This is a genomic window from Methanobrevibacter sp., from assembly GCF_045126245.1.
In the GTDB taxonomy this organism is placed as follows: domain Archaea; phylum Methanobacteriota; class Methanobacteria; order Methanobacteriales; family Methanobacteriaceae; genus Methanocatella.
Window position 1 is genome coordinate 1 of the sequence record NZ_JBGVOG010000071.1, and the last position, 23,598, is coordinate 23,598.

28 protein-coding genes and 1 pseudogene are annotated in these 23,598 nt (G+C 38.1%); 8 read left to right on the top strand and 21 right to left on the bottom strand.

The features are described 5' to 3' along the window. Positions 1-192, top strand: a 192-nt coding sequence (locus ACJMLZ_RS05345) for a hypothetical protein (RefSeq protein WP_405304327.1), incomplete at its 5' end; no start/stop codon positions are given. A gap of 88 nt (positions 193-280) precedes the next feature. Here ACJMLZ_RS05345 and ACJMLZ_RS05350 read toward each other — a convergent pair. Continuing rightward, positions 281-520: a hypothetical protein gene (locus ACJMLZ_RS05350; protein WP_405304328.1), complete on the bottom strand. Its 240-nt coding sequence runs from the start codon at positions 518-520 to the stop codon at positions 281-283. Between the two features lie 474 nt (positions 521-994). Between ACJMLZ_RS05350 and ACJMLZ_RS05355 the strand changes: the two genes are divergently transcribed. Together ACJMLZ_RS05355 and ACJMLZ_RS05360 are read left to right on the top strand one after the other, a co-directional pair. After that, positions 995-2,056 carry a hypothetical protein gene (locus ACJMLZ_RS05355; RefSeq protein ID WP_405304329.1) on the top strand — a complete coding sequence of 354 codons (1,062 nt, stop codon included), beginning with the start codon at positions 995-997 and terminating at the stop codon, positions 2,054-2,056. Between the two features lie 255 nt (positions 2,057-2,311). Further along, positions 2,312-2,527 (top strand): hypothetical protein, encoded by a 216-nt coding sequence (locus tag ACJMLZ_RS05360; RefSeq protein WP_405304330.1) that lies wholly within the window; start codon positions 2,312-2,314, stop codon positions 2,525-2,527. Between the two features lie 263 nt (positions 2,528-2,790). Here ACJMLZ_RS05360 and ACJMLZ_RS05365 read toward each other — a convergent pair whose 3' ends face one another. After that, positions 2,791-4,245 carry a sodium-dependent transporter gene (locus tag ACJMLZ_RS05365; RefSeq protein WP_405304331.1) on the bottom strand — a complete coding sequence of 485 codons (1,455 nt, stop codon included), beginning with the start codon at positions 4,243-4,245 and terminating at the stop codon, positions 2,791-2,793. A 56-nt stretch (positions 4,246-4,301) separates the two neighbouring features. Between ACJMLZ_RS05365 and ACJMLZ_RS05370 the strand changes: the two genes are divergently transcribed. Beyond that, entirely contained in the window at positions 4,302-4,679 is a 378-nt protein-coding gene (locus ACJMLZ_RS05370) for a hypothetical protein (protein WP_405304332.1), read from the top strand. Between the two features lie 5 nt (positions 4,680-4,684). Here the strand turns inward: ACJMLZ_RS05370 and ftsY are convergent, their stop codons facing one another. The 15 genes from ftsY to topA form a co-directional block, all read right to left on the bottom strand. Then, positions 4,685-6,073 (bottom strand): signal recognition particle-docking protein FtsY, encoded by a 1,389-nt coding sequence (gene ftsY, locus ACJMLZ_RS05375; RefSeq protein WP_405304333.1) that lies wholly within the window; start codon positions 6,071-6,073, stop codon positions 4,685-4,687. A gap of 122 nt (positions 6,074-6,195) precedes the next feature. Next, positions 6,196-6,630 carry a prefoldin subunit alpha gene (gene pfdA / locus ACJMLZ_RS05380; protein ID WP_405304334.1) on the bottom strand — a complete coding sequence of 145 codons (435 nt, stop codon included), beginning with the start codon at positions 6,628-6,630 and terminating at the stop codon, positions 6,196-6,198. Between the two features lie 20 nt (positions 6,631-6,650). Continuing rightward, positions 6,651-6,875, bottom strand: coding sequence for a 50S ribosomal protein L18Ae (gene rpl18a, locus ACJMLZ_RS05385; RefSeq protein ID WP_405304335.1), 225 nt, complete (start codon positions 6,873-6,875; stop codon positions 6,651-6,653). 25 nt (positions 6,876-6,900) lie between these two features. Beyond that, positions 6,901-7,572, bottom strand: coding sequence for a translation initiation factor IF-6 (locus ACJMLZ_RS05390; protein ID WP_405304336.1), 672 nt, complete (start codon positions 7,570-7,572; stop codon positions 6,901-6,903). Positions 7,573-7,618: 46 nt separating this feature from the next. After that, on the bottom strand, positions 7,619-7,864 hold the full coding sequence (locus ACJMLZ_RS05395) for a 50S ribosomal protein L31e (protein WP_297826196.1): 246 nt from the start codon (positions 7,862-7,864) through the stop codon (positions 7,619-7,621). Between the two features lie 11 nt (positions 7,865-7,875). Further along, entirely contained in the window at positions 7,876-8,031 is a 156-nt protein-coding gene (locus ACJMLZ_RS05400; protein WP_004032463.1) for a 50S ribosomal protein L39e, read from the bottom strand. Between the two features lie 24 nt (positions 8,032-8,055). Then, entirely contained in the window at positions 8,056-8,640 is a 585-nt protein-coding gene (locus ACJMLZ_RS05405) for a hypothetical protein (protein ID WP_405304350.1), read from the bottom strand. Between the two features lie 5 nt (positions 8,641-8,645). Further along, positions 8,646-9,002: a DNA-binding protein gene (locus ACJMLZ_RS05410; protein ID WP_405304337.1), complete on the bottom strand. Its 357-nt coding sequence runs from the start codon at positions 9,000-9,002 to the stop codon at positions 8,646-8,648. Between the two features lie 23 nt (positions 9,003-9,025). Further along, on the bottom strand, positions 9,026-9,463 hold the full coding sequence (locus tag ACJMLZ_RS05415) for a 30S ribosomal protein S19e (RefSeq protein WP_405304338.1): 438 nt from the start codon (positions 9,461-9,463) through the stop codon (positions 9,026-9,028). A gap of 96 nt (positions 9,464-9,559) precedes the next feature. Beyond that, positions 9,560-9,817: a YhbY family RNA-binding protein gene (locus tag ACJMLZ_RS05420; RefSeq protein ID WP_292605745.1), complete on the bottom strand. Its 258-nt coding sequence runs from the start codon at positions 9,815-9,817 to the stop codon at positions 9,560-9,562. Continuing rightward, a complete protein-coding gene (locus ACJMLZ_RS05425; RefSeq protein ID WP_405304339.1) occupies positions 9,786-10,151 on the bottom strand; it encodes a ribonuclease P protein component 4 in 366 nt (121 codons plus the stop codon). Before ACJMLZ_RS05425 ends, ACJMLZ_RS05420 begins: the two co-directional genes overlap by 32 nt. 341 nt (positions 10,152-10,492) lie before the next feature. Then, a complete protein-coding gene (locus tag ACJMLZ_RS05430) occupies positions 10,493-11,032 on the bottom strand; it encodes an adenylate kinase family protein (protein WP_405304340.1) in 540 nt (179 codons plus the stop codon). Between the two features lie 27 nt (positions 11,033-11,059). Further along, the gene (locus tag ACJMLZ_RS05435; protein ID WP_405304341.1) at positions 11,060-12,154 is read right to left on the bottom strand and encodes an OBG GTPase family GTP-binding protein; all 1,095 of its coding nucleotides are present in this window, start codon (positions 12,152-12,154) and stop codon (positions 11,060-11,062) included. A 53-nt stretch (positions 12,155-12,207) separates the two neighbouring features. Beyond that, positions 12,208-14,913 carry an STT3 domain-containing protein gene (locus ACJMLZ_RS05440; RefSeq protein WP_405304342.1) on the bottom strand — a complete coding sequence of 902 codons (2,706 nt, stop codon included), beginning with the start codon at positions 14,911-14,913 and terminating at the stop codon, positions 12,208-12,210. Between the two features lie 192 nt (positions 14,914-15,105). Continuing rightward, positions 15,106-17,259, bottom strand: a complete 2,154-nt coding sequence (topA, locus tag ACJMLZ_RS05445; protein WP_405304343.1) for a DNA topoisomerase I — start codon at positions 17,257-17,259, stop codon at positions 15,106-15,108. 152 nt (positions 17,260-17,411) lie between these two features. Between topA and ACJMLZ_RS05450 the strand changes: the two genes are divergently transcribed. Continuing rightward, positions 17,412-17,726 (top strand): DUF1565 domain-containing protein, encoded by a 315-nt coding sequence (locus tag ACJMLZ_RS05450; RefSeq protein WP_405304344.1) that lies wholly within the window; start codon positions 17,412-17,414, stop codon positions 17,724-17,726. 32 nt (positions 17,727-17,758) lie between these two features. After that, on the top strand, positions 17,759-18,526 hold the full coding sequence (locus ACJMLZ_RS05455; protein WP_405304345.1) for a diguanylate cyclase domain-containing protein: 768 nt from the start codon (positions 17,759-17,761) through the stop codon (positions 18,524-18,526). 44 nt (positions 18,527-18,570) lie between these two features. On the opposite strand, the gene ACJMLZ_RS05460 is transcribed toward ACJMLZ_RS05455, so the two are convergent. The 4 genes from ACJMLZ_RS05460 to ACJMLZ_RS05475 all read right to left on the bottom strand — a co-directional run bounded on the left by ACJMLZ_RS05460 (position 18,571) and on the right by ACJMLZ_RS05475 (position 22,297). Beyond that, positions 18,571-18,732, bottom strand: a complete 162-nt coding sequence (locus ACJMLZ_RS05460) for a hypothetical protein (protein ID WP_405304346.1) — start codon at positions 18,730-18,732, stop codon at positions 18,571-18,573. Between the two features lie 41 nt (positions 18,733-18,773). After that, complete coding sequence (gene serB / locus ACJMLZ_RS05465) at positions 18,774-20,540, bottom strand: phosphoserine phosphatase SerB (RefSeq protein ID WP_405304347.1); 1,767 nt, start codon at positions 20,538-20,540, stop codon at positions 18,774-18,776. Positions 20,541-20,552: 12 nt separating this feature from the next. Beyond that, the gene (locus ACJMLZ_RS05470) at positions 20,553-21,098 is read right to left on the bottom strand and encodes a TATA-box-binding protein (protein WP_292605725.1); all 546 of its coding nucleotides are present in this window, start codon (positions 21,096-21,098) and stop codon (positions 20,553-20,555) included. Positions 21,099-21,259: 161 nt separating this feature from the next. Then, the gene (locus tag ACJMLZ_RS05475) at positions 21,260-22,297 is read right to left on the bottom strand and encodes a glycosyltransferase family 2 protein (protein WP_405304348.1); all 1,038 of its coding nucleotides are present in this window, start codon (positions 22,295-22,297) and stop codon (positions 21,260-21,262) included. 88 nt (positions 22,298-22,385) lie between these two features. Between ACJMLZ_RS05475 and cyaB the strand changes: the two genes are divergently transcribed. Together cyaB and aksA are read left to right on the top strand one after the other, a co-directional pair. Then, the gene (cyaB, locus tag ACJMLZ_RS05480; protein ID WP_405304349.1) at positions 22,386-22,928 is read left to right on the top strand and encodes a class IV adenylate cyclase; all 543 of its coding nucleotides are present in this window, start codon (positions 22,386-22,388) and stop codon (positions 22,926-22,928) included. A 52-nt stretch (positions 22,929-22,980) separates the two neighbouring features. After that, positions 22,981-23,598, top strand: a pseudogene (aksA, locus tag ACJMLZ_RS05485) (homoaconitate hydratase); the annotation flags it as partial.

The window sequence follows — 23,598 nt, forward strand, 5'->3', positions numbered from 1 at the left end:
TCAGGAGAAAGCGTGATTGTTCAAATACTGTATTCAAGGGACGGCAAAAGCCTCAACAACGGAAACATGGTTCCCGCAACAGTGCACTCAGACGGATACCTTGAGATATCCTCCGCCGATGCGTACAAATACTATCCGGACCATGCAACAATAAAAATCTATGATTCAAACAGCAAACTGCTGACTACATAAAGCGTAAGCCTTATGCCGGCTGCAGGTACTCAAACCTTCTAGAGTACCTCCATTATTTTTTAAAAAACAGAAAAAAACACACCCCGGCCTAAACGAGCGCCGGGCCATATACTGACTCCACCATGATTGAGGATACGTTGTAGACACATAATCTCTGGGCGTCCATTTCCCCGTCACTGCAGACAAACTCCACATGATATCCGTCGCCGTTAGCAAAGTGTATGGACCTTACGTTGTGAAGAAACACCTTGTTGTCGACGATGATGTTGTTGGAGCATCCTGAAGTTAGATGGATGCTTTCAGGCCCGATAAATTCACTCAAATTCATGCCGGAATATTCCTTAATCTCCATTCATATCTCCCCCTAAGGAGCGTTTCCAAAAATCCGAACTTTTTTTATTCGCCATTTGATTTTCAATTAACATGTCAAATCAGATTAAATCCAAATGCAGAGAATTTGAATTTTCAAATCAACAAATTTCAAGCTTTAAGAATATTGTAACATAATATTCATATCGATTAAATACAATATACAAATCTATAATTACATTTATTGCATTATCAAGTATTTAAACATTTCCAATTTCGATAGATAAAATGAAATAACCTTGTAATAAAAAAACAGTCCAATACAAACAAAAAACAATACCGATTACAATCAACATTCATAACAGTTGCACGGGAAATGAACCCCCGAAAGGCCACCCCTCATGAATGGGGCCGGACTCACACATCAAAAACATGAATCTGCGAAATATAAATAACACCTAACCAAATACATATTATCAGTGAGGTATCAAAAATGCAAACAGACAAAAAGATAATTATCGCATTGATAGCTGTTGTCGTTATTTTCCTGGCCGGAATTGTAGCGATTGCGCCGAACTATTCAAACCAGAACCAGACCGCATATACAATTCCGCTCAAGAGTCATGATTTCGGCTATTTTGAAATGGACGTTCCTGACGGTTCCGATTTTGCCGTGAGAAACAACAAGGTTGCAGCAGGACAGGGAATGGTGTTCTGGCAGAACAGCGCAAACTTCTCCAATGAAACCGACGGAATAATGATATCCATCAACTATACCGACAACCTGATCGGGCAAAACGCAAAGCTTCTCTCAGAAAACAATTCGCAAAAAATCTATCTGATTGGGGACAACCCTCTGAACAACTACTACAAGGTCGTCAAATCAATCAACGGTACTGACATCATTGTCTGCGGAAACAACCTGGATTTGATTGAAAAAATGCTCAACACCACAAAAATCAAGGACACATCCGCACTGACCCTTAAGAATGCAGAAAATGCCACACCGGCACAAAACAACACTACCGTTAAAAACGAGACCCCTGCTGAAAACACTACTCCTGCTGAAAACGCCACTGCAGCACAAAACAGCACTCCTGTAGAAAAAACAGAACAAACCAAGGCTCCGGTTGAAACAACAGTGGAAAACAAGACCCCTGTTGAGACAGTCATCGAGCAGATAAGAAATGACACCCAAGACCAAAACGAAAACGTGACATTCAAGCCGATTGATCCTATCATGATCGGCGGAGGTTCATTTACAACAGGAAGCGCAGATGAAGACAAGACCTATGCGAGGATATACCTGGGCGTTGACCATGCGGGAGAGCCTGTCGGAATCAAGATTTTCTATTCCCGTGACGGCGTCGCACTGAATCAAGGAAACTATGTCGCAACCACAATACAATCCGACGGATATGTAAACATCGCAAGCGCCGATGCATACTTAAAATATCCTGATTTCGCACGTGTGGAGGTATATAACGCAATGGACGACCTGATTTCAACACAGGGAATTCATCTAAATCCAACAAGCGGTACTCAATACTTCTAGAGTACCCTACTTTTTCTTTTTTTAAGGACTCCAATTGACCCAAACATGAAAAATTGCACTAATTTTAAGGAGAAACAGCCAAATCCTAACATCACTTTTGCACCGCCACCGGACATCCAATAAGAAATTTTAAATAAAATCCGAATTAAAGTATTAACTGTAACCTTTGGTTACACTAAAAAAAATTATTTTAGTTTAAGTTTAGGGATTCTATCCCTAGACTTTAAAGACTCTTTTAAAAAGGAAATAGATACTATGGAAAGTAATGCTTTAGTAAATGGAGTTCTCTCATTTATAATACCCGGTCTTGGCCAGGCAATCAACGGTTACAAGAAAAAAGGAATCATAATGTTTGCCATACTGATTTTATTGAACATTTTCATATATTTCTTTGCAAACAACCAATTCGGCCACATCATAAGCATTGCATATTCGGCATATGCCGCCTATGACGCATACGTCACATACTAGAGTTTCCGGATTGCCCCACTTATTTTTAAAAAACCCCGCAAAAATCAAATGGCATTTCCTTAAAATCAGAGATGATTATTCAATATCTTATTTTTAAAACTATCCATATAATGAAAGCAAACTGTAATTAAAACCTTTCATAGTTTAAATATTGATTCAATGTCATGATAGCATATAGATGATAAGTCAATTATTCATCAGAAACTGTGCGAAATCATGTAAGAGTCCATTAAAAAAAATAAAAAAAAGAGTGAATAAATGAATTATTCACCTGCTGGCCTGATTTTTGTCAGCGCAAATGCTGAAATCATCACTCCAACGATAATTATCACGTCGATTATTATTTCAAATCTTTTTGCAGTGGAGAAGAGGGTTATGATGCCTATTATCCACATTACTATCAGCACTATAGGAAGGAGGTATCTGATTACAAAGGACCATGTCTTTCCGACTTTAAATGTCGAATGCTCGTTTAAGGCAGGAAGGAAATGTTCCACTCCATAAAACCAGGCGAATATTATGCACTGGATACCGATTAAAAGCAATATTCCGAACTCATTGACAAATGAATCGATGATTCCGACCAGATAGCTGCTGATACCTGTTGTCAAAATCAGGGAAAATCCGCATCCGATGACTGACAAAACTGTAGCTGTTTTTTTACGGGACCATCCCAGTTTGACGGTTGTGGAGCTCAACATCGGCTCGAAGAATCCTAAAGCAGAAGTTATGCCTGCAAATAGAATAGCCAGGAACAATAACGGAGCGAGAATGCGTCCTATAGGACCCATGATGTTGAAAATCATTGGGAAGACAATGAAAATCAGCCCGGTTCCTTCGGTAATCAGCTGAACCATAGGTGTTCCCGCGGTAGCTGACATGTATCCCAAAATTGAAAATACTCCAAAAGCGGTAAATATCTCAAATAGGGAGTTGGATGCAACCACAATCAATACATTATCAATCAGTTTGGAGTTTTCAGGCAGGTAGCTTGCATATGTAAGTGCAATTGCCTGACCCATACTCAGGGAGAAGATGATTTGGGCAAATGCCGCAAGCCAAATGTTGACGTCCAAAAGCATGCCCCAGTTAGGGGTGAGCAATGTATCGATACCTATGCCTGCGCCCGGCAATGTCAATGCATAAATGACGATTATTCCCATTATGACAAACAGGGCAGGGATGAGAATCTTTGAAACCTTACCTATACCCTCATCGACGTTCTTGTGGGAAATGAACCACAATACGACCCAAAGCAGGAGTACACATATTGTTGTAGGCAGAAGCAAAAAGCTTGCGTTTGAGAGATTGGAGCTTCCACCAACGGTTTTGGTGAAGTAAAGCGCCGCATCAGTTCCCCAACTGAAAGTGAAACTGCTTAAAAGGTATACCAAATCCCAGCTCAGGATTACCATATAATAGATTGTTACTATAAAAACGAAAAGAACCAGTGCCCAGGCGATGTATTCAAATTGAGGTTTGATCTTCTTTAGGATATTTGAAAACGAATCCTTGAAACTGAATCCTACACCATATTCCAATATTAAAAACGGAACTCCCATAATAGCAATTGCAGTGAAGTACGGTATGAAAAATGAACCTCCACCGTTGGAATAAAGCACATAACTGAAACGCCAGATGTTTCCAAGTCCAACTGCCGCCCCAATCATGGCAAAGATGAATGCTATTGATGAGTCCCATTCAGTTTTCTCAGCCATAATATCATCTATGTATAATATATTGAACTTACATAATATAATATTGTTGTGAAAAAATGAATGTATTCGATAAATTTATGATGGGTGAGACATCAGGCATAAACTGGTGTTTTGAAAACAGGCACTTCCAGGAAAGGTTAAGCGAAAACGGACTTTCCCAAAGCTACGTTGCAGACTGTCTAATGAATGAGGAACCTATAAGCTGGGAGCATGTGGAAAACGACCTGTATGCCGTGGTCTATAAGGCACCAAGCTCAAAGGACTATAAGGAAATCAGAATACTTATGGCATGCAGCGGAAATTCAATTGATCTTGTAACCATCATGAGAAACAATGAAACAACAACCAATCGCCAGAAAAGACAATATCAGTCAGACAAAAAGAAAAAAATAGAAAAAAAGAGATTGAAAGCTTTATCCAAAAGGAAATATTAAAGCCCTTACTCTTCTAAAACTTCAGCTTCATCTTCACTTTCGCTGAATAGCTGATCAAGCATCCATTCGGCATCGTATTCCATGATGTCGTCATAGCCCTGACCGACACCTAAAAACATGATTGGCCTTTGAATGACATAACCTATTGAAAGTGAGGCTCCGCCTTTGCTGTCGGCATCGGCCTTGGTGAGGATAACTCCGTCAATGTCAATGGCTTCATTGAATTTGGAGGCCTGTTCTGTTGCGTCGTTACCAGTCAGAGCATCACCAACAAAGATAACCAAATCGGGATTTGCAACCCTTCTGATTTTCTTCATCTCATCCATAAGGTTCACGTTGGTCTGCATTCTTCCTGCAGTATCGATTAAAACCAGTTCTTTTCCTTGGGCTTTTGCATGCTCGACCGCGTCGTATGCAACAGCTGCCGGGTCTGAACCTTTCTTGTGCTTGATGATTTTAACACCTACATTATCCGCATGATAGGTGACCTGCTCTATGGCTCCTGCCCTGAATGTATCAGATGCGGCAATAACCGGAGTGTAGCCTTTTTTAAGATAATAGTTTGCCAGTTTTCCGATTGTTGTTGTCTTTCCTGTTCCGTTGATTCCGACAAACATCACGACAAGAGGCTCGCCCTGCGCCTTTTTCTCCTCAATCATCTCGGTCATGGACTTGCCCGGAATGTCGATGATTTCGGCAACTGCATTTCTCAAAGCGATGTAAGTGTATTCGGTAATGTCATTGCTTCTTTTGATTTTTTTACCGACCAGATCGTTTTTGACACTGTCGCAAACTGCGCTAGCCACTTCCATAGCCACATCGCCCTGTAAAAGCTCCATTTCAAGTTCCCACAGGATGTCTTCGACGTGCTTTTCTGAGATGGTCTTTTCACGCACAAATGAAAATATTCCTCCGGAAGCTTCACCGTCTGCAGAAATGTCTTCTTTTTTATCCTTGTTTCTGCTCCAGAAGTGGGACTTTTTCTCCTCTTCTTCAGAATCCTCTTCCTCATCAGAATCTTCCTCATCATCCTCGGACTTGTCCTTGCCCCTGCTCCAGAAACGGGACTTTTTCTCTTCCTCTTCAGAATCCTCTTCCTCATCATCCTCGGACTTGTCCTTGCCCCTGCTCCAGAAACGGGACTTTTTCTCTTCCTCTTCATCCTCGGATTTTATCTCTTCATCCAAATCCGCATCTTCACTTTCAGATGATTCCGGAAGTAAATTAGAATCGTCTTCCTCTTTTTCCTCCTCTTTTTTACGTCCAAATGAAAAAAATGAAAATCTTTGACCTGACTCTTCCTGGAGGTTGTCTTCTTTTTCGGCTTCTTCAATAAGCTCTTCCTCTAGCTTTTCACTGGTTCGTGAAAACTTCTTTTTTAAAGATTCAAACAAAATAATCCAACCTTATAAAATTATAATATTACTATTTATAATCCTTTTAATATTTAAAAAATAGCTAAAAAATAGAATTGATAATATATTAATTTAAAAAAAAGAAAAAAAGTGGGAGATGATTATCCCCTTTGAGTCATGTTGCCTTGAGCGGCAGCCGCGATTTGTTCAGCCTGAGCCTGAAGGGAGCCGACAATGTCGGTGACTTGCTGCAAGTTAGCCAACATCTTGTCTAGGCTGTCTTTCAAGTCTTCCTTTTGGCCTGCGATAATTTTGCGAGCGCCGTCTGCGTCCTTTTTGACTGCATAGCCTGACCCGATACTTACAATAATTTCATCAGTACTTTTAAGTTCTCCCTTAATGAAGGAACCCGCACCGACAGGAACGAAAGCTTCAACAGAATCTTTTCCTTCAATGTCATCTAAAGTGTTGGACAATGCATCGACCTCAGCAATTGTGGCCTGAATCAGTTCAATCTGTTGCTTGATTAACTCAGACTGTTGTGAGTATGCATTAATTTCATTAATAAGATTGTTAAATCTTTGTTGGTCATCCATAATTACACCTTACAATGCATTTATAAAATTTCTTTTACGATAGGGTCTAAAACTTCTTCAGGAGCAATTTCAGTAATTTCCTTGATTGAAATTTGGTTCCTGTTGATACCATGTTTACTTCCGAAACGTTGATATATTTTATCTTCAACGTCAGCTTCACAAGTAGCTTTGTATTCTTTAGTAAATTCATGATATGAATCGCCCATTAAAAAAGTACCTTTAACTCTGTAAATTTTTGTTATCATATTAAATCCCTCATGATTATATTAATTAAAAGTCATCCAAAAAGCCTAACGCTTCTTCAACTCTAGCCATTTCAGGACCAGTACTGTCCTTGGCCACAATTGCACCGTTTGAATTTGAAATTGTGCATGCGCCAACTAAAGGTATACCTCTGCCGACAGTACCAATATCGCCTTCTACACCAAATACCTCTTGAGCAAAATTGATTTCACTTTTGACAGCCTTGCTACTGATTAGGAATCCTTTGTTGGTTACGGTAATCAAAGAACCGATAATGTCGCTTCCGACCATTGAGGTTGATTCGACATTTACATCAAGGGTTTCTTCAACCACTTCAATAGCTTCCTGACCTAAAAATGGGCTTACGATAGCTCCGGTGTCGTTAGCAGCAATGATGTTTCCGACTGCAGTGTATTGGCCCGGAAGTGTAGCGACATTTAAGCCAAGCTTTTCAAACTGTTCAATTTCTCTATCTAAAACATGTGGGGAAACAACGATACCATTTGAATTAGCTACAGCTAAAGATCCAATGAGACTGCTACCTGAAATAGAAGACTTGACAACATCGACTTCCAATGTTTCCTTAATGATTTCCGCCTTTTCATCCAAAAGGGTATAAGGAACAATAGCCAAATCGTCAGTTGCCAGAATAAACACTCCTACATTAGGATTTCCTACAATATCTACTCTTCTCAACATATTGTTACCTCACATAAACTCAACAGCATGGTAAAAGGTACTATAGCTATTCCGCTAAAGTAGCTTGTACAACACCATCATCATCTTTGACTGCTTTTACAGTAATTTTAGAAGGTATTTTTTGAATACCTCTTTCCCAAATAGCATGATTAATAGATTCATCAATTTTAACTTCTTCAGCTTTCATGTGTTTGGTTAAAAAGTTTTTGACTTCTCTGATAGCTCTAGGAGCTCTGATAGTCCTTTTAACATTTTTAACGTTTCTAAGTGGAATTGTGTAAACTCTTTCCATAATAACCCCTCTTATAATTTTAGACTGTTTCTTCTCCAATGTCTAGGTTTTGGTCTGTATCTAAGTTTACGGTTAGTTTTAGCATAAGCCCAGATTGGAATTCTCCTGTTTTGTTTGTTTGCTTTTGCCATTCTTAATTTTTTAGCTAATGGTTTATTTCTACTCATTTTCTCACCTGTAACATATAATAATTATTTTTTATATCCGATAACGCGAGTTTGATAATGTTCCGGGAATATGTCCAATGAGTTTCCTCCCTTCTCGTCAATCAGGGTTCTTATTTCAACCTCATAATCCGAACTGTTGTCCTTGTTTGACTTTTCATGAGATATCTCGAAAAGATTGGATGTTATCATCCTAACGGATTTGTGTCCGAAACTGTCCAGGTTAATGTATTGGACATCTTTTCTATCTTCAAGGCTTCTTATCTGATTGACGGTCAATTTCGGAGTTCTGTCATCACGTCTTGTCCCGTCTGCAATAATGTCGTAATCTTCAGCGATTTTTTCTATGACGTTTTCATGAATGAACTTGATTCCGTCGTTGGGAAATCCGTCCTCCATAATCATGTCGCAGGTCTTATCCAAGAGAGCGACATCCATGTCAAGAACCTTGTGTGTGAAACCCAATGATTCCGCTGACTTTGCTGCCGGTATGTATGACTTGTAGACGCCAAAGTTGGCAGTGCACAATTCTACTTCAAGGCCCAGTCTCTTAAGCATTACAGCCATAAAAGATGAATCCTTTCCGCCGCTATACAATACTCCAGCTTTCATCGACATTATTTCCTTGTAATCTTGATTTCCCTTTTCTGACCAGCGATGTTTCTCAAGAGCACCTTTAACTGATCGTCAGTTACCTTTCCTCTTAAGCTTCCTGCCTGAGCGGACTGAATCAATTGTATTTCAATTTGACTTACAAGTTCAGGTCTGGTCAATTTGAGATTAGCCAATCTAGCGCGAGCTTCAGGAGTCATGATTTGATTTAAAATCTGTTTCTTCTGAGCTTCCATTTGTCTTTGAGCTTCCTGCTGCTGAGCCTGAGCTACTGCCTGTTGCTGTGCTTGATTTTGCATGGCAGCTTGCTGAGCTTGCAGTTCAGCCATCCTTTTTTGACGAATTTCATCTAAATCGCTCATATCAAACTCTCCAAATAAATTAATTAGTATTTTTCAAGTTCAGGAATATCTTTAATAATTTCAGCAGAAATTTTATCTAAGAATGATCTTCCTGCTGGGGAAACAACTCTTCCACCTTCGACTTTTTCTACATATCCTGCGTCTTCCAATTGGTGAAGTGCGGTTCTGATAATGGATCCGCTGCCTCTTCTGAACACTTCAGGACGTACGCCACGGTCTTTTTTACCACCGTAGAAAGTTCTTAAACTAACAACTCCCACAGGACCATCAATATAAACTCTTCTGATAATAGAAGCAGTCCTTATAAACCACCAATCTGCATTTTCTGGTTTTCTTTCCTTGTGAACACCAGTTTTAACAAAATTGGACCATGCAGGGGAATTGATTTTATCATTATTTTTAAATTCTTCTGCGACTTTTTCAATTAATAAATCTGCAGGTACATCAAATACAGTAGTCATATTAATTCTCCAATATTTTATTAAATAATTGTAGCTTAATCCACTGTAAATTTAAGACCTAAAAAAATAGGGCCTGTAACTCTAAATTTATAATGTTTAAGGCTTTTTCTTATAGATTACAGCAACGTGTCCCCTAACGTCTATGAGCTTTGCTCTGGTTTTGGTGACAATCTCATCGATGTAATCGTCTTTATCTCTAGCGATATTTTTTGCAAATTTAAGTTTAACAATTTCATTAGCTTCAAGTTGGCGTTTGATTTCTTCAATGACATTGTCGTTTACGCCAGCCTTACCAATGTTAATTGTCATCGCGGAAAGAGCTCTATTCATCATTTCTTTTTTTGATTGACTCATATTTAGCTCTCCTTTTAATTTTCTTTTCCTTGTGATAAGGAATCTTCATGACATGGTCACATTCACCACAAAAAATGTTAACTTCAGAGTTAACCAGCCGGACGGTGCAATTGTAACCAGGGTAAAGGAATTTCTTGCACTTTCTGCAATACCTCCTTCTCCACTTTTCGGGGATCTTGGTATTGTACTTTGTGGACAGCTTCAATGCGAGCTCAACATAACGGTCACTGCGCTCGGGATGGGTGATGAATTCCATCTCAGCACGTTCAAAAAGGATGTTCATCCTTTCAGTCGCTATGTCAATCATCCACTTCGGTCTTTTTCCTCTACTCAAAAATATCCTCCTCATAATTATGAAAATAGGATATAATATTCAAAATTGAATTAAAATGATTTGCGCAAATTAAAACAAAAACCATAGTTAAAAATAAACCTTAGGTTAATATGAATATTAAGAATAAATATGTATAACCCTATTTATAAAGGTTATGCATTTTGGGAAAAATAACCTAATTTGAAAAATAAAATAAAAAAAAATAAAAATTAATGAATACTTTCAAAACCTTTTATTTTGTCAAAATCAGCACTTTTTCCATTACATCCTCTAAAAAAATAAGCAAAATTGTAAGCATTTAATAAAATTTAGTTAAATGTGAAAAATTGATGAAATTAAAACTAATTGATAAGCCAATCCATAAAATCAATCTCCCCTACCGGAAAATCAACCTTACCGCTGACAACATCAAAAAGCGCATCTGCAACCTCATCGACTGTCAAGTCGCTTGCGTCAATTTCGCTAACATTCTCGCCATAAATGTCATAGGCCTCGGCTGTGCAGACTCCCATGGCTTCGGCTTCCAGATTTTCACGAATTTTAGAGTCTGAATAGTCACGTTCCTTCAATCTTGCCTCCAAAATCTCAGGACGGACCCTTAAAACGATTACCTTATCTGCGCCCTCGCACAGATGGGCGAGATGCCCTTCAAAAACAAGGGATTCGTCGCTGAGGGATATGATCTCGAGAACCTTTTCGTTCAATCTGTCGATGTCAATGACCTTATAGCCCTTATCCTCATCAATTCCCAAAACGAAATCGTTTTCAATTGCCAAATCATTGATTTTAATCAGTTTAAAATCCAGTTTGGAAGCTAGTATTTCACTTACGGTAGTTTTTCCCGTACAGGGAGTTCCACTAATAAAAACAACATTTCTCATAAGTATCTAAAAAAAAGAAAAAATGAATTATTTCTTTAAAATAATTCTCAATACGTCTTCATCCTCAAGCACATGGTCAGGGCCTACCTTCTGGCCCGGAAACTTGACGGATGTTCCCCAAACCTTTGCATGTCGGAAATTTTTCACGAATTCCCTGTGAAGCTTTCTGCATGCCTCGATTACGGTAGAACCTTTCTTGATAACCAGAGGATCTTTCATGTCCGCCTTTCTTCCCTGCGGTTTCAGATATACCCTCACAAGGTCAAGATTGTCAAATATGATATCCTTAAGCTCATCGATATTTGTGTTCTTGTCGGCGGAAATCGGAATGAACTCCGGAATGTATTTCTTAAGCTCTTCAATATATGCCTCATCGACCAGGTCAACCTTGTTCAGCAAAACCAGCATAGGAACATATGACTTGTTTCTGTCAAGCACGTCAATGAACTGGTCCATTGTCACATCATCCCTGAACAGCACGTCGGCATTGATGTATCCGTATTCATTCAATATGGACCTGATTGTCTTTTCATCCATATGGGTCAGCGGACAGGTTGAGGATACCTTTACACCACCCAGTTTCTTTCTTTTGACTGTAACATCAGGCGGCTGTTCGTTCGGCCTGATTCCAATGGCCCTAAGCTCGTTTATGATAACATCAATATGCTGCGGATTGAAAGTGTCGAGAACGACCAGTATCAAATCGGCAGTTCTTGCAACAGACAAGATTTCCTTACCTCTTCCCTTACCGCTGCTTGCGCCGGTAATGATTCCCGGAATGTCAAAGATTTGAATTTTTGCGTTCTTGTGTTCCATGACCCCCGGAACAATGTCCAAAGTAGTGAACTGATAAGCCCCCACCTTACTTTCGGCATTTGTGATATTGTTTAATAATGTGGATTTGCCGACAGAAGGAAAACCTACTAAAACTACAGTCGCATCCCCTGACTTTTTGACATGGAATCCCTGACCTTTAGAGCCTCCGCTGCTTCTTTGCAATGATTCCTCTTTCAGCTTTGAAAGTTTTGCCTTGAGTTTACCGATATGGTGTGAAGTAGCTTTATTGTATGGAGTCTTTTGAATCTCCTCTTCAATATCCTTTATTTTCTCTTCTATCCCCATTAAACCACCAAAAATTAAATAAAAAAAGGAAGATTAGGAAAATCCTAATCCATTTAATTTGTTGAATTTCCGCTTGCGCCGCCGGCTACAGTATTTTCGAAGTTTACCTTAAACAACATTACCCCGCTTTCACTGTGCTCAAGGGAGAAAATATCTTGACCTGCACCACCGAACAAGTACAGTCTGGTAAACATTGAATTTACCAATTCGTGACTCATTAAGATAGGTGTGTACTGATTTTCATTGCCCATAAGGAACAAAGTGAAGTTTCCGTCTTCACATCCTTTGATTGACTCATTTTTCATGAGAATATTGTCTTCAACCAAAATAATGTTGGATGCTTTAAGCGGATTGTATTCTGTGTCATTGACCATGATCTTTTCATTGGTCTCTGAATTTACACATTCTACATGTGCGTTTGTTGTGTTGTTTCCTGTTCCTCTTTCGATGACTGCATTTACCTTCAAACCTTGGCTATCGAGCACTGTTACGTTGGCTGATGAACCAGGTGCGATTTCACCTGACCCCTCGGTTGGAATATAGTAATTGTAGTTTTGGGAAGTTTGGTTTTCAAAGTTCCATGCACCGAAGTAGGTCCACCAACCTGCCTTTTGAAGCATATCTGCTGACGCCACAAATGTTACCGGCCGTGGATTTTCAGGGTGAGTATATGAGACTACCTCTTTTGCGTCGGCTTCGGAAATGTGGTATTTGTCAACCAATGTCTTTTGAGCGTCACTGGCTGTTTTTGGCAAAATGTCAATTAACATGTCAACGGATTTTCCTGTGTCTCCTGTGACATTGACAAGCTTGTTAACTGCCCTTTCACCGCTTGAATCCAACATTCTATAGATACCTGCAGACAGCTCCAGATCATCGGTAGTCATTGATTTACCTAACCAGAATGCACGGCTTCCTGTCTGTGAACCCCCATCGAATGTTACCTGTCTGTCGGCAGCAATCTCAAAGAGGTACCCGAAGTCCCACCAGGATGTGATGACTGTATCTTCAGTTTGATTTCCGTCAATCCATTGCATTGCGTTCCACATTCCGTCATTGGTACCTGGAACAACAGTCTCGGAAGTCAGATATGCACCACAGACGGACGGCATGATAAGTGCCAATACGATAGCTATAATTACAACTGTCTTTTTGATTGGAACTTTAACGGAAGCGTCGGATTTCATTCCGTAAATGGTGAACAATCCTGCAGCAACAATAACAAGGAATGCTGCTATTGCGTATATGACGTTGATTGTTGACAATGGAATTGCCACTAAAAATCCGCATAGGAATAGGATGACAACCAACCATCTGTCGTCGTTTAATCTGTTTTTGATGTAATCTCCAGCATAGCTTACAAAAATACCGGTAAGTAAAGCGAATGGCAATACAATAGTTGTAATGAACCTTGAACCTCTACTTACAGCAAGAGCGGCAATTACAATCCATACGACAAATAATGTTGCATACATTACTGTCAAACGTTTATCAGATAAGATATCATTATCTCCACCGAATTTCAAATCAGATAAGGAGATTTTAAATTTACGGTCATTGTCTATTTTTTTGGAAGCTGATAACCTGTCGCCTTTTTGAGGTTTTCCGGAAATGCCTTTGGATGCTTTGACAGAACGGTATTTGAAAGATCTTGATACCAAAACATATAACACTATCAAACCAGCGAACAATACGGCAATTCCACCCATACCGTTCACTACACCACCTGTATTGGCCAGGAACGCAGAAGTCATTCCCTTACCGAGTAAAGATGGCATTTGCATCTCTGCAACGGAAATAAGTACGTTCGGGAATCCACCTACAACAACAGAAGCAGACTGCAAGTTCAATAAACCAGTTAAGCTTGAAAAGATTCCGATAATACCGTCGAAACCTTTGAAAATTCCAAGGAAAACAAATCCAATAACACCAATTATGATAATTGTTAATAAATCTTTATTATGTATAAACCAATCCAGTTTGCTTGAATAATTGTCTTGGTCATCTCCAATGTTGAAGAAATAACATGCAATTAAATAAGCTACGGCAAATACGCCCATAAGACCTACATAAAAGATATAACCAGTCCATGAGAAGGAGAACAATCCTATAGCCAAAATTGACAGTACTGCATAAACCACTTTCAAAATCATGTTGTCTGTTCTTAAAGCTTCAACGAAGAAGAATATGAAGAACAGAGGGAATATGTAGTAGAACATATCTGTATCGAAAAATCCTGGGAATGTGTGCGCAAAGTAGTTTGGAGCAAGGACTATAATCAATGTTGCAACAATAGCTCCATAATCATTAGTGATTCTTCTTGAAAATATAAATGCCGGAATTACTGCAAATGTAGATATGATTGCACCAGTCCAGAATGCGACTTCTTTTACAGAATAATCGTGTCCAAGGAAGTTATTCGCCAAATCGTGTATCCATGATGTGACATACACAATGGCATACTCATAGCTAATCTCATTACCGTCAGGAGCATACCTGTGCATATCCCATGCACTGCCGTTAATTATTTCATCTCCCACATGGCCGTGGTCTACAAAATTCTCAGTCAACCTCAAGTTATAATATGAATCCATTTCACTGAAATAAGGAAGACCTGAATCATCGGTGTAATAATCTTTAGTGTCACCGCTGAGCATAGGCAAATCGGCTGCGGGAACCTTTAATGCAAAAACAAAAGCTAACAAAATCAAAATAATGATTATTGATTTGCTTATTGTTAAAATTGTTTGTCTATTCATAGAAATCCTCTATTCGTCTCTTTAGTCTTTAAATTCCTAAATCAAGAATTTTAAATAATTAATTGTTAAAATTATAAGAAATAAATAAAAATATTTTATGTGATATGAAAAAATATTTTTATTGAATAGTATATATTAAATTCAACATTATTAAATATTATGTATGCTTTAAAAAATAGGAAAAATTAAAATTTATTCCAATTTATTTTCAAGATCCTCTAGGGAACATGTGAATTTGCATCTTGGGAAATTGCTGCAACCAACAAATTCACCAAATCTGCCGGATCTTTTCAAAAGCGGCTTTCCACACTTAGGACAGACCCCAACCTCTTCAGGATTATATTGCTTGGTGTTGTCCTTGCCGCAGTTAGGATCAAGGCACATTTCCCGTTTATTTTTGCCTTTGCCTGCTACAATCATTGGAAGGCCGCATTTTTCACAGGTCTTTTTGATGATTGAAGCGTTTTTCGGAACTGAGTATGTTACGTTACAGTCAGGATAATTTGTGCATCCCACAAAGCTTCCGTAACGGCCCTGCCTTTTTACAAGCTTGCCGCCGCACTCGCATTCGCCAACTATATTGGTTGCCTGATATGCCTCATACAGTTTGGAACCTATGCCTTTCTGGTTCTTGTCGATGTCTGCCAAAATGTCCTTGACATCCTTTTCGCCTTCGCCAATGACGCTTTCCTTTGTGGTTTCATCCTGATTGATTCCTTCAAGCTTGTTTTCAAAATCCCTTGTAAGCTCTTCGCTTGTCAAGTCACTGCAGTAGGTGTTCAGGGTGTCGATTAAATCCTCACCCAACTTGTTGACCTCAATCTTTGAACCTTCGATGTATTTCCTGTCATAAAGCTTGTCGACAATGTCTGCACGGGTTGCCTTGGTTCCGAGGTTTTTCTTTTCAAGCTCCTTAATCAGGGAAGCCTGATTATAACGGGCAGGAGGTTTGGTTTCCTTTTCATCCTTAATGAGTTCCTTGACGCTCATCAGGTCCCCCTCGCTGACTTCAGGGAACTTTTCATTGTCTATTTTCTTGAACGGATAATGTTCCATCCATCCCTTATGGGTAACCCGTCTGCGCTTGAACTTGAATTTCTCATCCTCAATGTCGAGAGTGGCGCTCATTGTCTCGAATTCGGCAGATTCGAAAAATACTGCAATGAATCTGTATACAATAAGCTCATAGATTTTCTTCTCATCGCTGTTGAGTGATTTCGGAAGTATTCCTGTCGGGTGAATCGGAGGGTGAGCTGCATCCTCCTTCTTACCGTTGTTAGGCCTTAGTTTTGAAGGCAAATTGGATATGTGCTTTTTGAATTCGGGATTTGCAGACAGCTGCCTGAATATATTCTCAAAGCCCAAACTTTCAGGCAATTTTTGAGATGATGTGCGGGGATATGAAGTATAACCTGCACTATAAAGATTCTGAGCGGCAATCTGGGTTCTTTTCGGTGAAAAGCCAAATACGCTATATGCCTCAGCCTGAAGACCGCTTAAGTTAAATGGAACAGGAGGCCTGGTTTTTGACTTTGTAAAGTCAATCTCATCAACGACAGCATCCTTTCCCTGACATTTGGCGAAAATCTCATCGGCTCTGGCCTTGTCGAAAATGTTTCTCTCGACATGCCTGATTTCAATGTCTTCAAAGTCAAGGATTGCCCTTATAATCCAATAAGGCTCAGGAACAAACTCCCTTATTTCCTTTTCACGCTTTACCAGAATCGACAAAGTTGGAGTCTGAACCCTGCCGACAGAAAGTTTTAAAAATCTGTGCTTGGTTCTTTTGACGGAATCGGAAAGCGCAATGGAAATGTTCATTCCGAAGTAGTAATCAAGAATATGGCGCGCGATACCGTTGTCTACCTGATGCATGTCAATATCAATTCTGTTTTCATAAGCATCCACAATATCCTTTTTAGTTAAAGTAGAAAACTTCATCCTTGAAACATTGTTCAGGGAATCCTGACCGCATGCATATTTCAAGGCATTGTATCCTATTAAAGTCCCTTCAACATCGTAATCGCAAGCATGAATGTAAGAATCAGCATTTTTACCGAATTTTTTTATGGCTCTTAGGTAATCTCTTGTAAATGCACTGCTTTTGTTGACCTCATGGGAAGGCGCCCAGTGAAGATCAAAGGAAACTTTAAATCTTTTTGATTTTTCGGGAACCAATGAGTACAGATGACCGACACCTGACAAGACTGTAATGTCTTTAGAATCCCTTTGAAGTTCCCAATATTTAACTTTCTTATTATATAATTTCTTTTTGGCACTTGGTGAAAGTGCTTTGGCTATTTTTTCTGCCGAACTCGGTTTTTCGCAAATTATTACTTCATGCATTATACTTACCTAAAAAATTTTTTATAAAATATTTTAATGAAATTTTTAATATAAAAATATTACTATTTTCCAAAAACATCTGAAACTGCAACATATTTATCAACCGATTAAATAAATATATAACATAATAGTGTCTTAATCGAGGAACAAACATGAAAAGTAAAACCATAATTATATTTTCATTGATACTGCTGATTATTTCCGTTTCATCAGTGTGCGCCAGCGAAGATGCGGCGCAAATATCTTCGGCCGATGCAACCCAACTTTCCCAAAATCAGGAGTGGTATCTCGATACCAATGCTGAAAATGAAGGTGACGGCAGCCAAAACAGCCCATTCAAGACATTGAACACTGCCGTTGAAAATGCAAAGGATGGAGATACCATATATGTTGCGCCGGGAGCCTATAAAGGATTGGGATCAAACGTGAACCTGACCATAGGCAAAAATCTGAATTTGAAACATTAAAGGAAAAACTAAACGTTACCCAATACCTGATTTTGATTAACGATGACGACATGGAACAAGACCTGCATGAAGTAATAGACTTTATACGCACCCATCTCTTTTATTTGACAATACCTGTTATAGTAATATCCAGTGATGAAAAATTAGTTAAAAATCAGGAAATACTAGATATGCCTACAGTAAATCACGTTCTCAAACCAATAGACATGCATTCATTCAAAGAACGTCTGCAAAACATTCTTTGGATATTCGAATCCAATAAAAACGCCAATGACATTTCCAATCTCCCAGGCGGATATATCTTAAACAAAAAGGTTATGGAGAAGCTGGAAAAAAAATCTGAATTTTCAATGCTGTATGTTGACTTGGATAATTTCAAGGAATTTGGTGAATACTACGGATTATACAAGGGAAGTGAAGTCATACTGTATGTATCCGAAATCTTATACAAAGTCATCAGAAAACATGGAGATATGAATGATTTTATTTCCCACATTGGAGGAGATGATTTTGTTGTGATTCTAAACGATTACAGGGCCACAAAACTCATCGGGGACGAAATAATAAGAATGTTTGAGGAACATATCAGAGACTTCTACGAAGAAGATGACCTGAAAAACAATTATATCGAAACCATCAACAGGAATGGGGAACTTGAAAAAATTAAGATTATGGGCCTGTCCATCATTGCCCTTGACTATAAGGACTTCGCCGAAGAGTCCCTAAATGATGTTTACAAAAAAATGATGAAAATCAAAAAAGAAGCAAAAATGATTGACGGCAGCGTATTGTTGTATTGAGTGCCTAAATTATAGTTTATTGATGATTTAAAAAAAGAATTGAATTATTCCTTTCTGGTAGGAATTTCTTCATTGTAAAAACGGTAAAAATCAGCACAGAAATCACAAATTGGAAACTGACCATTTCTGTAATATGCCAAATCCGCCTTGTTCATGTCAAATTGCTTACCGCATATAAAACAAGTTTCGATTTTTTCTTCGCTCATGATATTACCCTAAAAAAAGTAAAAAAGATAGGTTAAATTGCTTAACCTATATTGTATTTTTGCAAGAGTAAGATCTCTTCGGTAGATACTTTTCCACCTTGTTTGAATTTTTCAAAGATTTCTTCAGCTCTTTCTTTTTCTTCACGGTTTTTATTAGCACCGCCAGAAGGTTTGTTATCGGATTTTCTGCGTTTAGGTTTGTTGGAACCTAATTTTTTGTTGATAACGTGAATATCGCTTAAGATAGCTTTGAATTCTTCATGTTTAGCTGAAGCATTCTTACGAGCTTCGATGAATTTTTTGTGAGCTTCGTCAGCTGCAGTTCTGATGTCATCGGTTTTTCTGAAGTAGGTAAGCATTTCTTCGTGAGCTGCTTGAGCTTTTTCGGAAAGTTCAATAACTTTTTCGTGCTCTTCTTCAGATAATTTTTTGAGCTCTTGAGCTTCGTTCTTAACGGATTCATCTTCATGAATTTCCATTAATTGTTTTCTTAAATCATTTGCATTTTTAACAAGCTGATTTTCTTTTTTAATGTCTAAAACGCGAGTTTCAATGATTTTATCAATCTTTTTGATTTCATTTTCTATTTTGATTTTATCGCGTTTACCGGATGACCATTCTAAACTTTTAATTTTATTGTTTGCATCATTACGAGCTTTTTTAGCAGCTTCAACAGCTTTGTTGATTTCATTACGCTCGTTTCTGAATTCAATAGCTTTGTTTAAGTTTTCTTTTAAAGATGCGTTTAATTCATCTCTAATTTTACGTTGTTCTTTAGCTACTTTGTTGAATTCTTCTCTTTCTTCAGCAACTTTAGCAATCTCAGCTTCTTTTTCATCTTTTTGTTTTCTTACACCTTCCATGGTGTCAGCGAGAACAAAATTAGACTCAGGGAGGCCTTTTTTAGATTTTTTAGCTTTAGGTTTTTCTTCTTTAGCTTCTTCCTCTGCAGGTTCTTCAGCAGCTTCAGCTTCTTCTTCAGCAGCCTCTTCAACTACTTCCTCTTCAGCTTCATCTTCGGATTCTTCAGCTTCTTCTTCAGCAGCCTCTTCAACTACTTCTTCCTCAGCTTCTTCTTCAGCTTCAGCGACTTCTTCTACAGGTTCTTCAGCTACAGTTTCGGTTTCAGCTTCTTCAGCTTCGTCTTCTACAGTTTCAGTTTCAGCATCTTCAGTGGTTAATTGATTAAGAATTTCACATAAGACTTTGCATAAGTCTTTTTCTTCTACTACTACATCAGCAATTTCTTTTACGGAGTCTTTTGCATTGAATGCAATTCCGCAACCTGCTGATTCGATCATGGAAATGTCGTTTGCGCCATCTCCAACAGCAACTACTTCATCTAAAGTAATTCCTGCTTCTTCGACATGGTCTTTTAATACATCCAATTTGGTTCCGGATACTAAAGGACCAGTCACTTCGCCAGTTAATTTACCATCTTCGACTGTGAAACTATTAGTATAAACTGTTTCAACTCCAAGTTTATCCTTGATTTTATCAGCCACTACATCAAAACTACCACTAATGATAGCTACATCCACATCTTTATCTTTTAGACATTTGATGGTTTTTTCTGCGCCAGGCATTAATGGAAGATCACAAGCAACTTTTTCGATATCTTCAATAGAAGTTCCTTCGAGAAGTTGTACTCTGTCTTTAATAGCAGTTTCAAAGTCAATTTCACCTTGCATAGCTTTTTCAGTAATTGCAGCTATGTCCTCTTCAACATTTGCTAATTTCCCTATCTCATCTATCGCTTCACCATCAATAATAACGTTGTCTAAGTCAAATACTACAAGTTTAATCAATAATACCACCAATTATATTAAATCTAGCTCACTTAATCTGTCGTAAGCTCTTTCGACACCAAGTTTAGCGTCGCTTTTTGTTTTAGCACCAGTACATACAACCTTACCGGAACCAAACAATAATAAAACCACTTTAGGGTCGGATAATCTGTATACTAAACCAGGGAATTGTTCCGGTTCGTATTCAGTATCTTCAAGTTCTAAAGCTACTGCTTCCAAGTTTAAAGTAGATTCCAAGTTTGCGGAAGCTACAATGTTTTGAATTTTAATTTCGAATTCTTCGGGAATGTCAGTGTCGACAGTCCTCATTAAATCGACAGTCTTTTTGATTGCCAATTTAGAATCATCTATAGATTTTGCTCCAGTACATACAAGCTTACCAGAGCTGAAAATTAATGCTGCGGTTTTAGGATCTTTAAGTTTAAAAACTAATCCCGGAAACTGTTCACGATTAAAATTAACCCCTTCTAAAGCTTGTGACACTTCAGTAAGAACAATGTCTTTACCAATGCTTGCAGAAGCAACAATGTTTTCAATTTTGATATCAACATCGGTCAATTTAAAACCTCCACTTAAGTTATTAAAATTAGTAAGTAAAATTTAAGAAAAAGTAAGTTAAATTTTTACTAATAAAATATTTAATTTAAATAGTATATAAAGGTATGTTTAAAATATATAAGAAAAAAATTTTTTGAAAAAATTCGCAAAAAATAAAAAAATTATCTGCTTAAAAACCTTATTAATTTGACAATGAAAAATCCAACTAACCCCTTATTTATATAGATATCATCAAGTTCCTTTATTTCACATGAAAGTATTTTCATTTCATCTTTACTTAAATCACATTTTTTTAAAAGACTTATGTAATTAAGCAAAAAGGGATTAATCATTTTGTTATACCTCTTAAATCCATATTGCCTGCATTTTCCGATTGCCATCTTATAAGCCCTGATTGTGTCTAAGACCAGCTTGAAATTGACATTTTTTGTAACTGAGAGATCGCCTGTATTGAAACGCATGTAGTAATTGGTAATGAACTCACTGTTTAAAAATACAATTTCGGCTGAATCATAAGCGTCCAGAATGAAATTCAAATCCTCTCCTGTAACAAGCTCAGGAAACTTGCCAATACTGGACTTCCGGTATATCCTGGTCCATATTGAAGGCAATACCTTTAGAATTTCGGGATTTTGGCGGACATCTGAAATGTAAATTTTATCCCTGACCTCACCGGACTTTCCATAAAACAATCTGTAAAAGATATTGCTCCACAAAAAGGATACGATGCCCGGAAATGTCGGATTGAACTCCAAATCATTTTTAATGCCAATATTGTCGGCGTAAGGAGAGTATGATTTGAGCTTGAAGTCATCGAAAACCCTGAAATATCTGCCGAATGCCATATCTGCACCTGATGAGGATATCTCATCATACAATACCCTGCATGCATCCTCGGTAAAGCTGTCATCGGCATCCAAAAACATGATATAATCCGAAGTGGCCTCATCAAGGGCAATATTTCGCGGGCCATACGCTGCACCGATGTTTTTCTCCAGCATGATGGCCTTGAAATTGGGATACTTGTCGCAGTACTTCTCGATTATCCCCGCAGTGCCGTCGGTGGATGCGTCATCTGCAATTATGACCTCAAGATTATCAAGGCCAATGCTTTGATTTACAATCGAATCGAGTGCATCGGACAAATATTTTTCGCCGTTGAAAACCGGAATGATTATGGATACTTTAAATTCAGACATTACTTGATTTTATATATTAAATCCTATTTAAATATTCGACAAAACAAATCATTATTTAATCCGAATGCAAAATATATGAATGATAAAAATGATTGAAGTAGAAGTTAAGGCCAAAATTGATAATTTTGAAGATATGGAAAAAAAATTAAGTGAACTTGGAGCTGAAAAAACAAAAAAGGAATTCCAGGAAGACATTTACTTTAACAGCCCTGTTGTTGATTTTGCAAAAACCGATGAAGCATTGAGAATAAGGACAACAAAACAAAATGATGATGAAAACATCTTCATAACATACAAGGGGCCGAAAATCGATGCCAAAAGCAAAACCAGAAAGGAAATTGAAATGGGCATTGAAGAGGCTGAAAAATGCAGTGAAATCTTTGAAGCAATAGGGTTTAAGAAGGTAAGAACCGTCAGAAAAAACAGGCAGTACTATTCATATGAAAACTTTGAAATTTCACTCGATGATGTTGAGGGCCTAAACCCGTATATGGAAATAGAAATCGCCCTTGAAGACGGCAGTGATTATAATTCCGCCCAAAACAGCATTTTCGAATTGTTTTCCAAATTGGGCATCACAGACGGCTTTGAGAGAACTTCATATCTTGAGCTTTTAGAAAACTTATTATAAATAAACAACCTTAATATAAATAATATTAAATCAATTTGAGAAGGGATTAAATTTGCAATATTTTATAAGTCACTATAACAAGGAAAGTGAAATCACCTTTCCGGAAGATTTCATTATCTATGATACAACATTAAGAGACGGTGAACAGACCCCTGGAGTCTGCTTCAGTCTTAATGATAAATTAGAAATAGCAAGAAAACTCGATCAATTCAAAATACATCAGATTGAAGCAGGTTTTCCAATCGTTTCCCAAAGAGAAAGGGAATCCGTAAAGGCAATAGCCAATGAAGGCCTTGATGCAGACATTCTTGCACTCACCAGGACAAAACCTGAGGATATCGATGCCGCGCTTGACTGTGACGTTGACGGAATCATCACCTTTGTGGGAACATCAGACATTCACCTGGACCACAAGATGCACATTACCCGCCAGGATGCAATCAACTTATGTGAAACTGCTGTGGACTACGCCAAAGACCATGGATTGTATGTTGCATTTTCAGCAGAAGACGCTACAAGAACAGACATTGACTTTTTAAAACGCATCTACTCAAAGGCTCAGGAATGCGGTGCCGACAGGGTTCATATTGCAGATACAACAGGAGCAATCACACCTCAGGGTATTGACTATATGGTAAGGGAGCTTGTAAAGGACATTGACGTCAATATT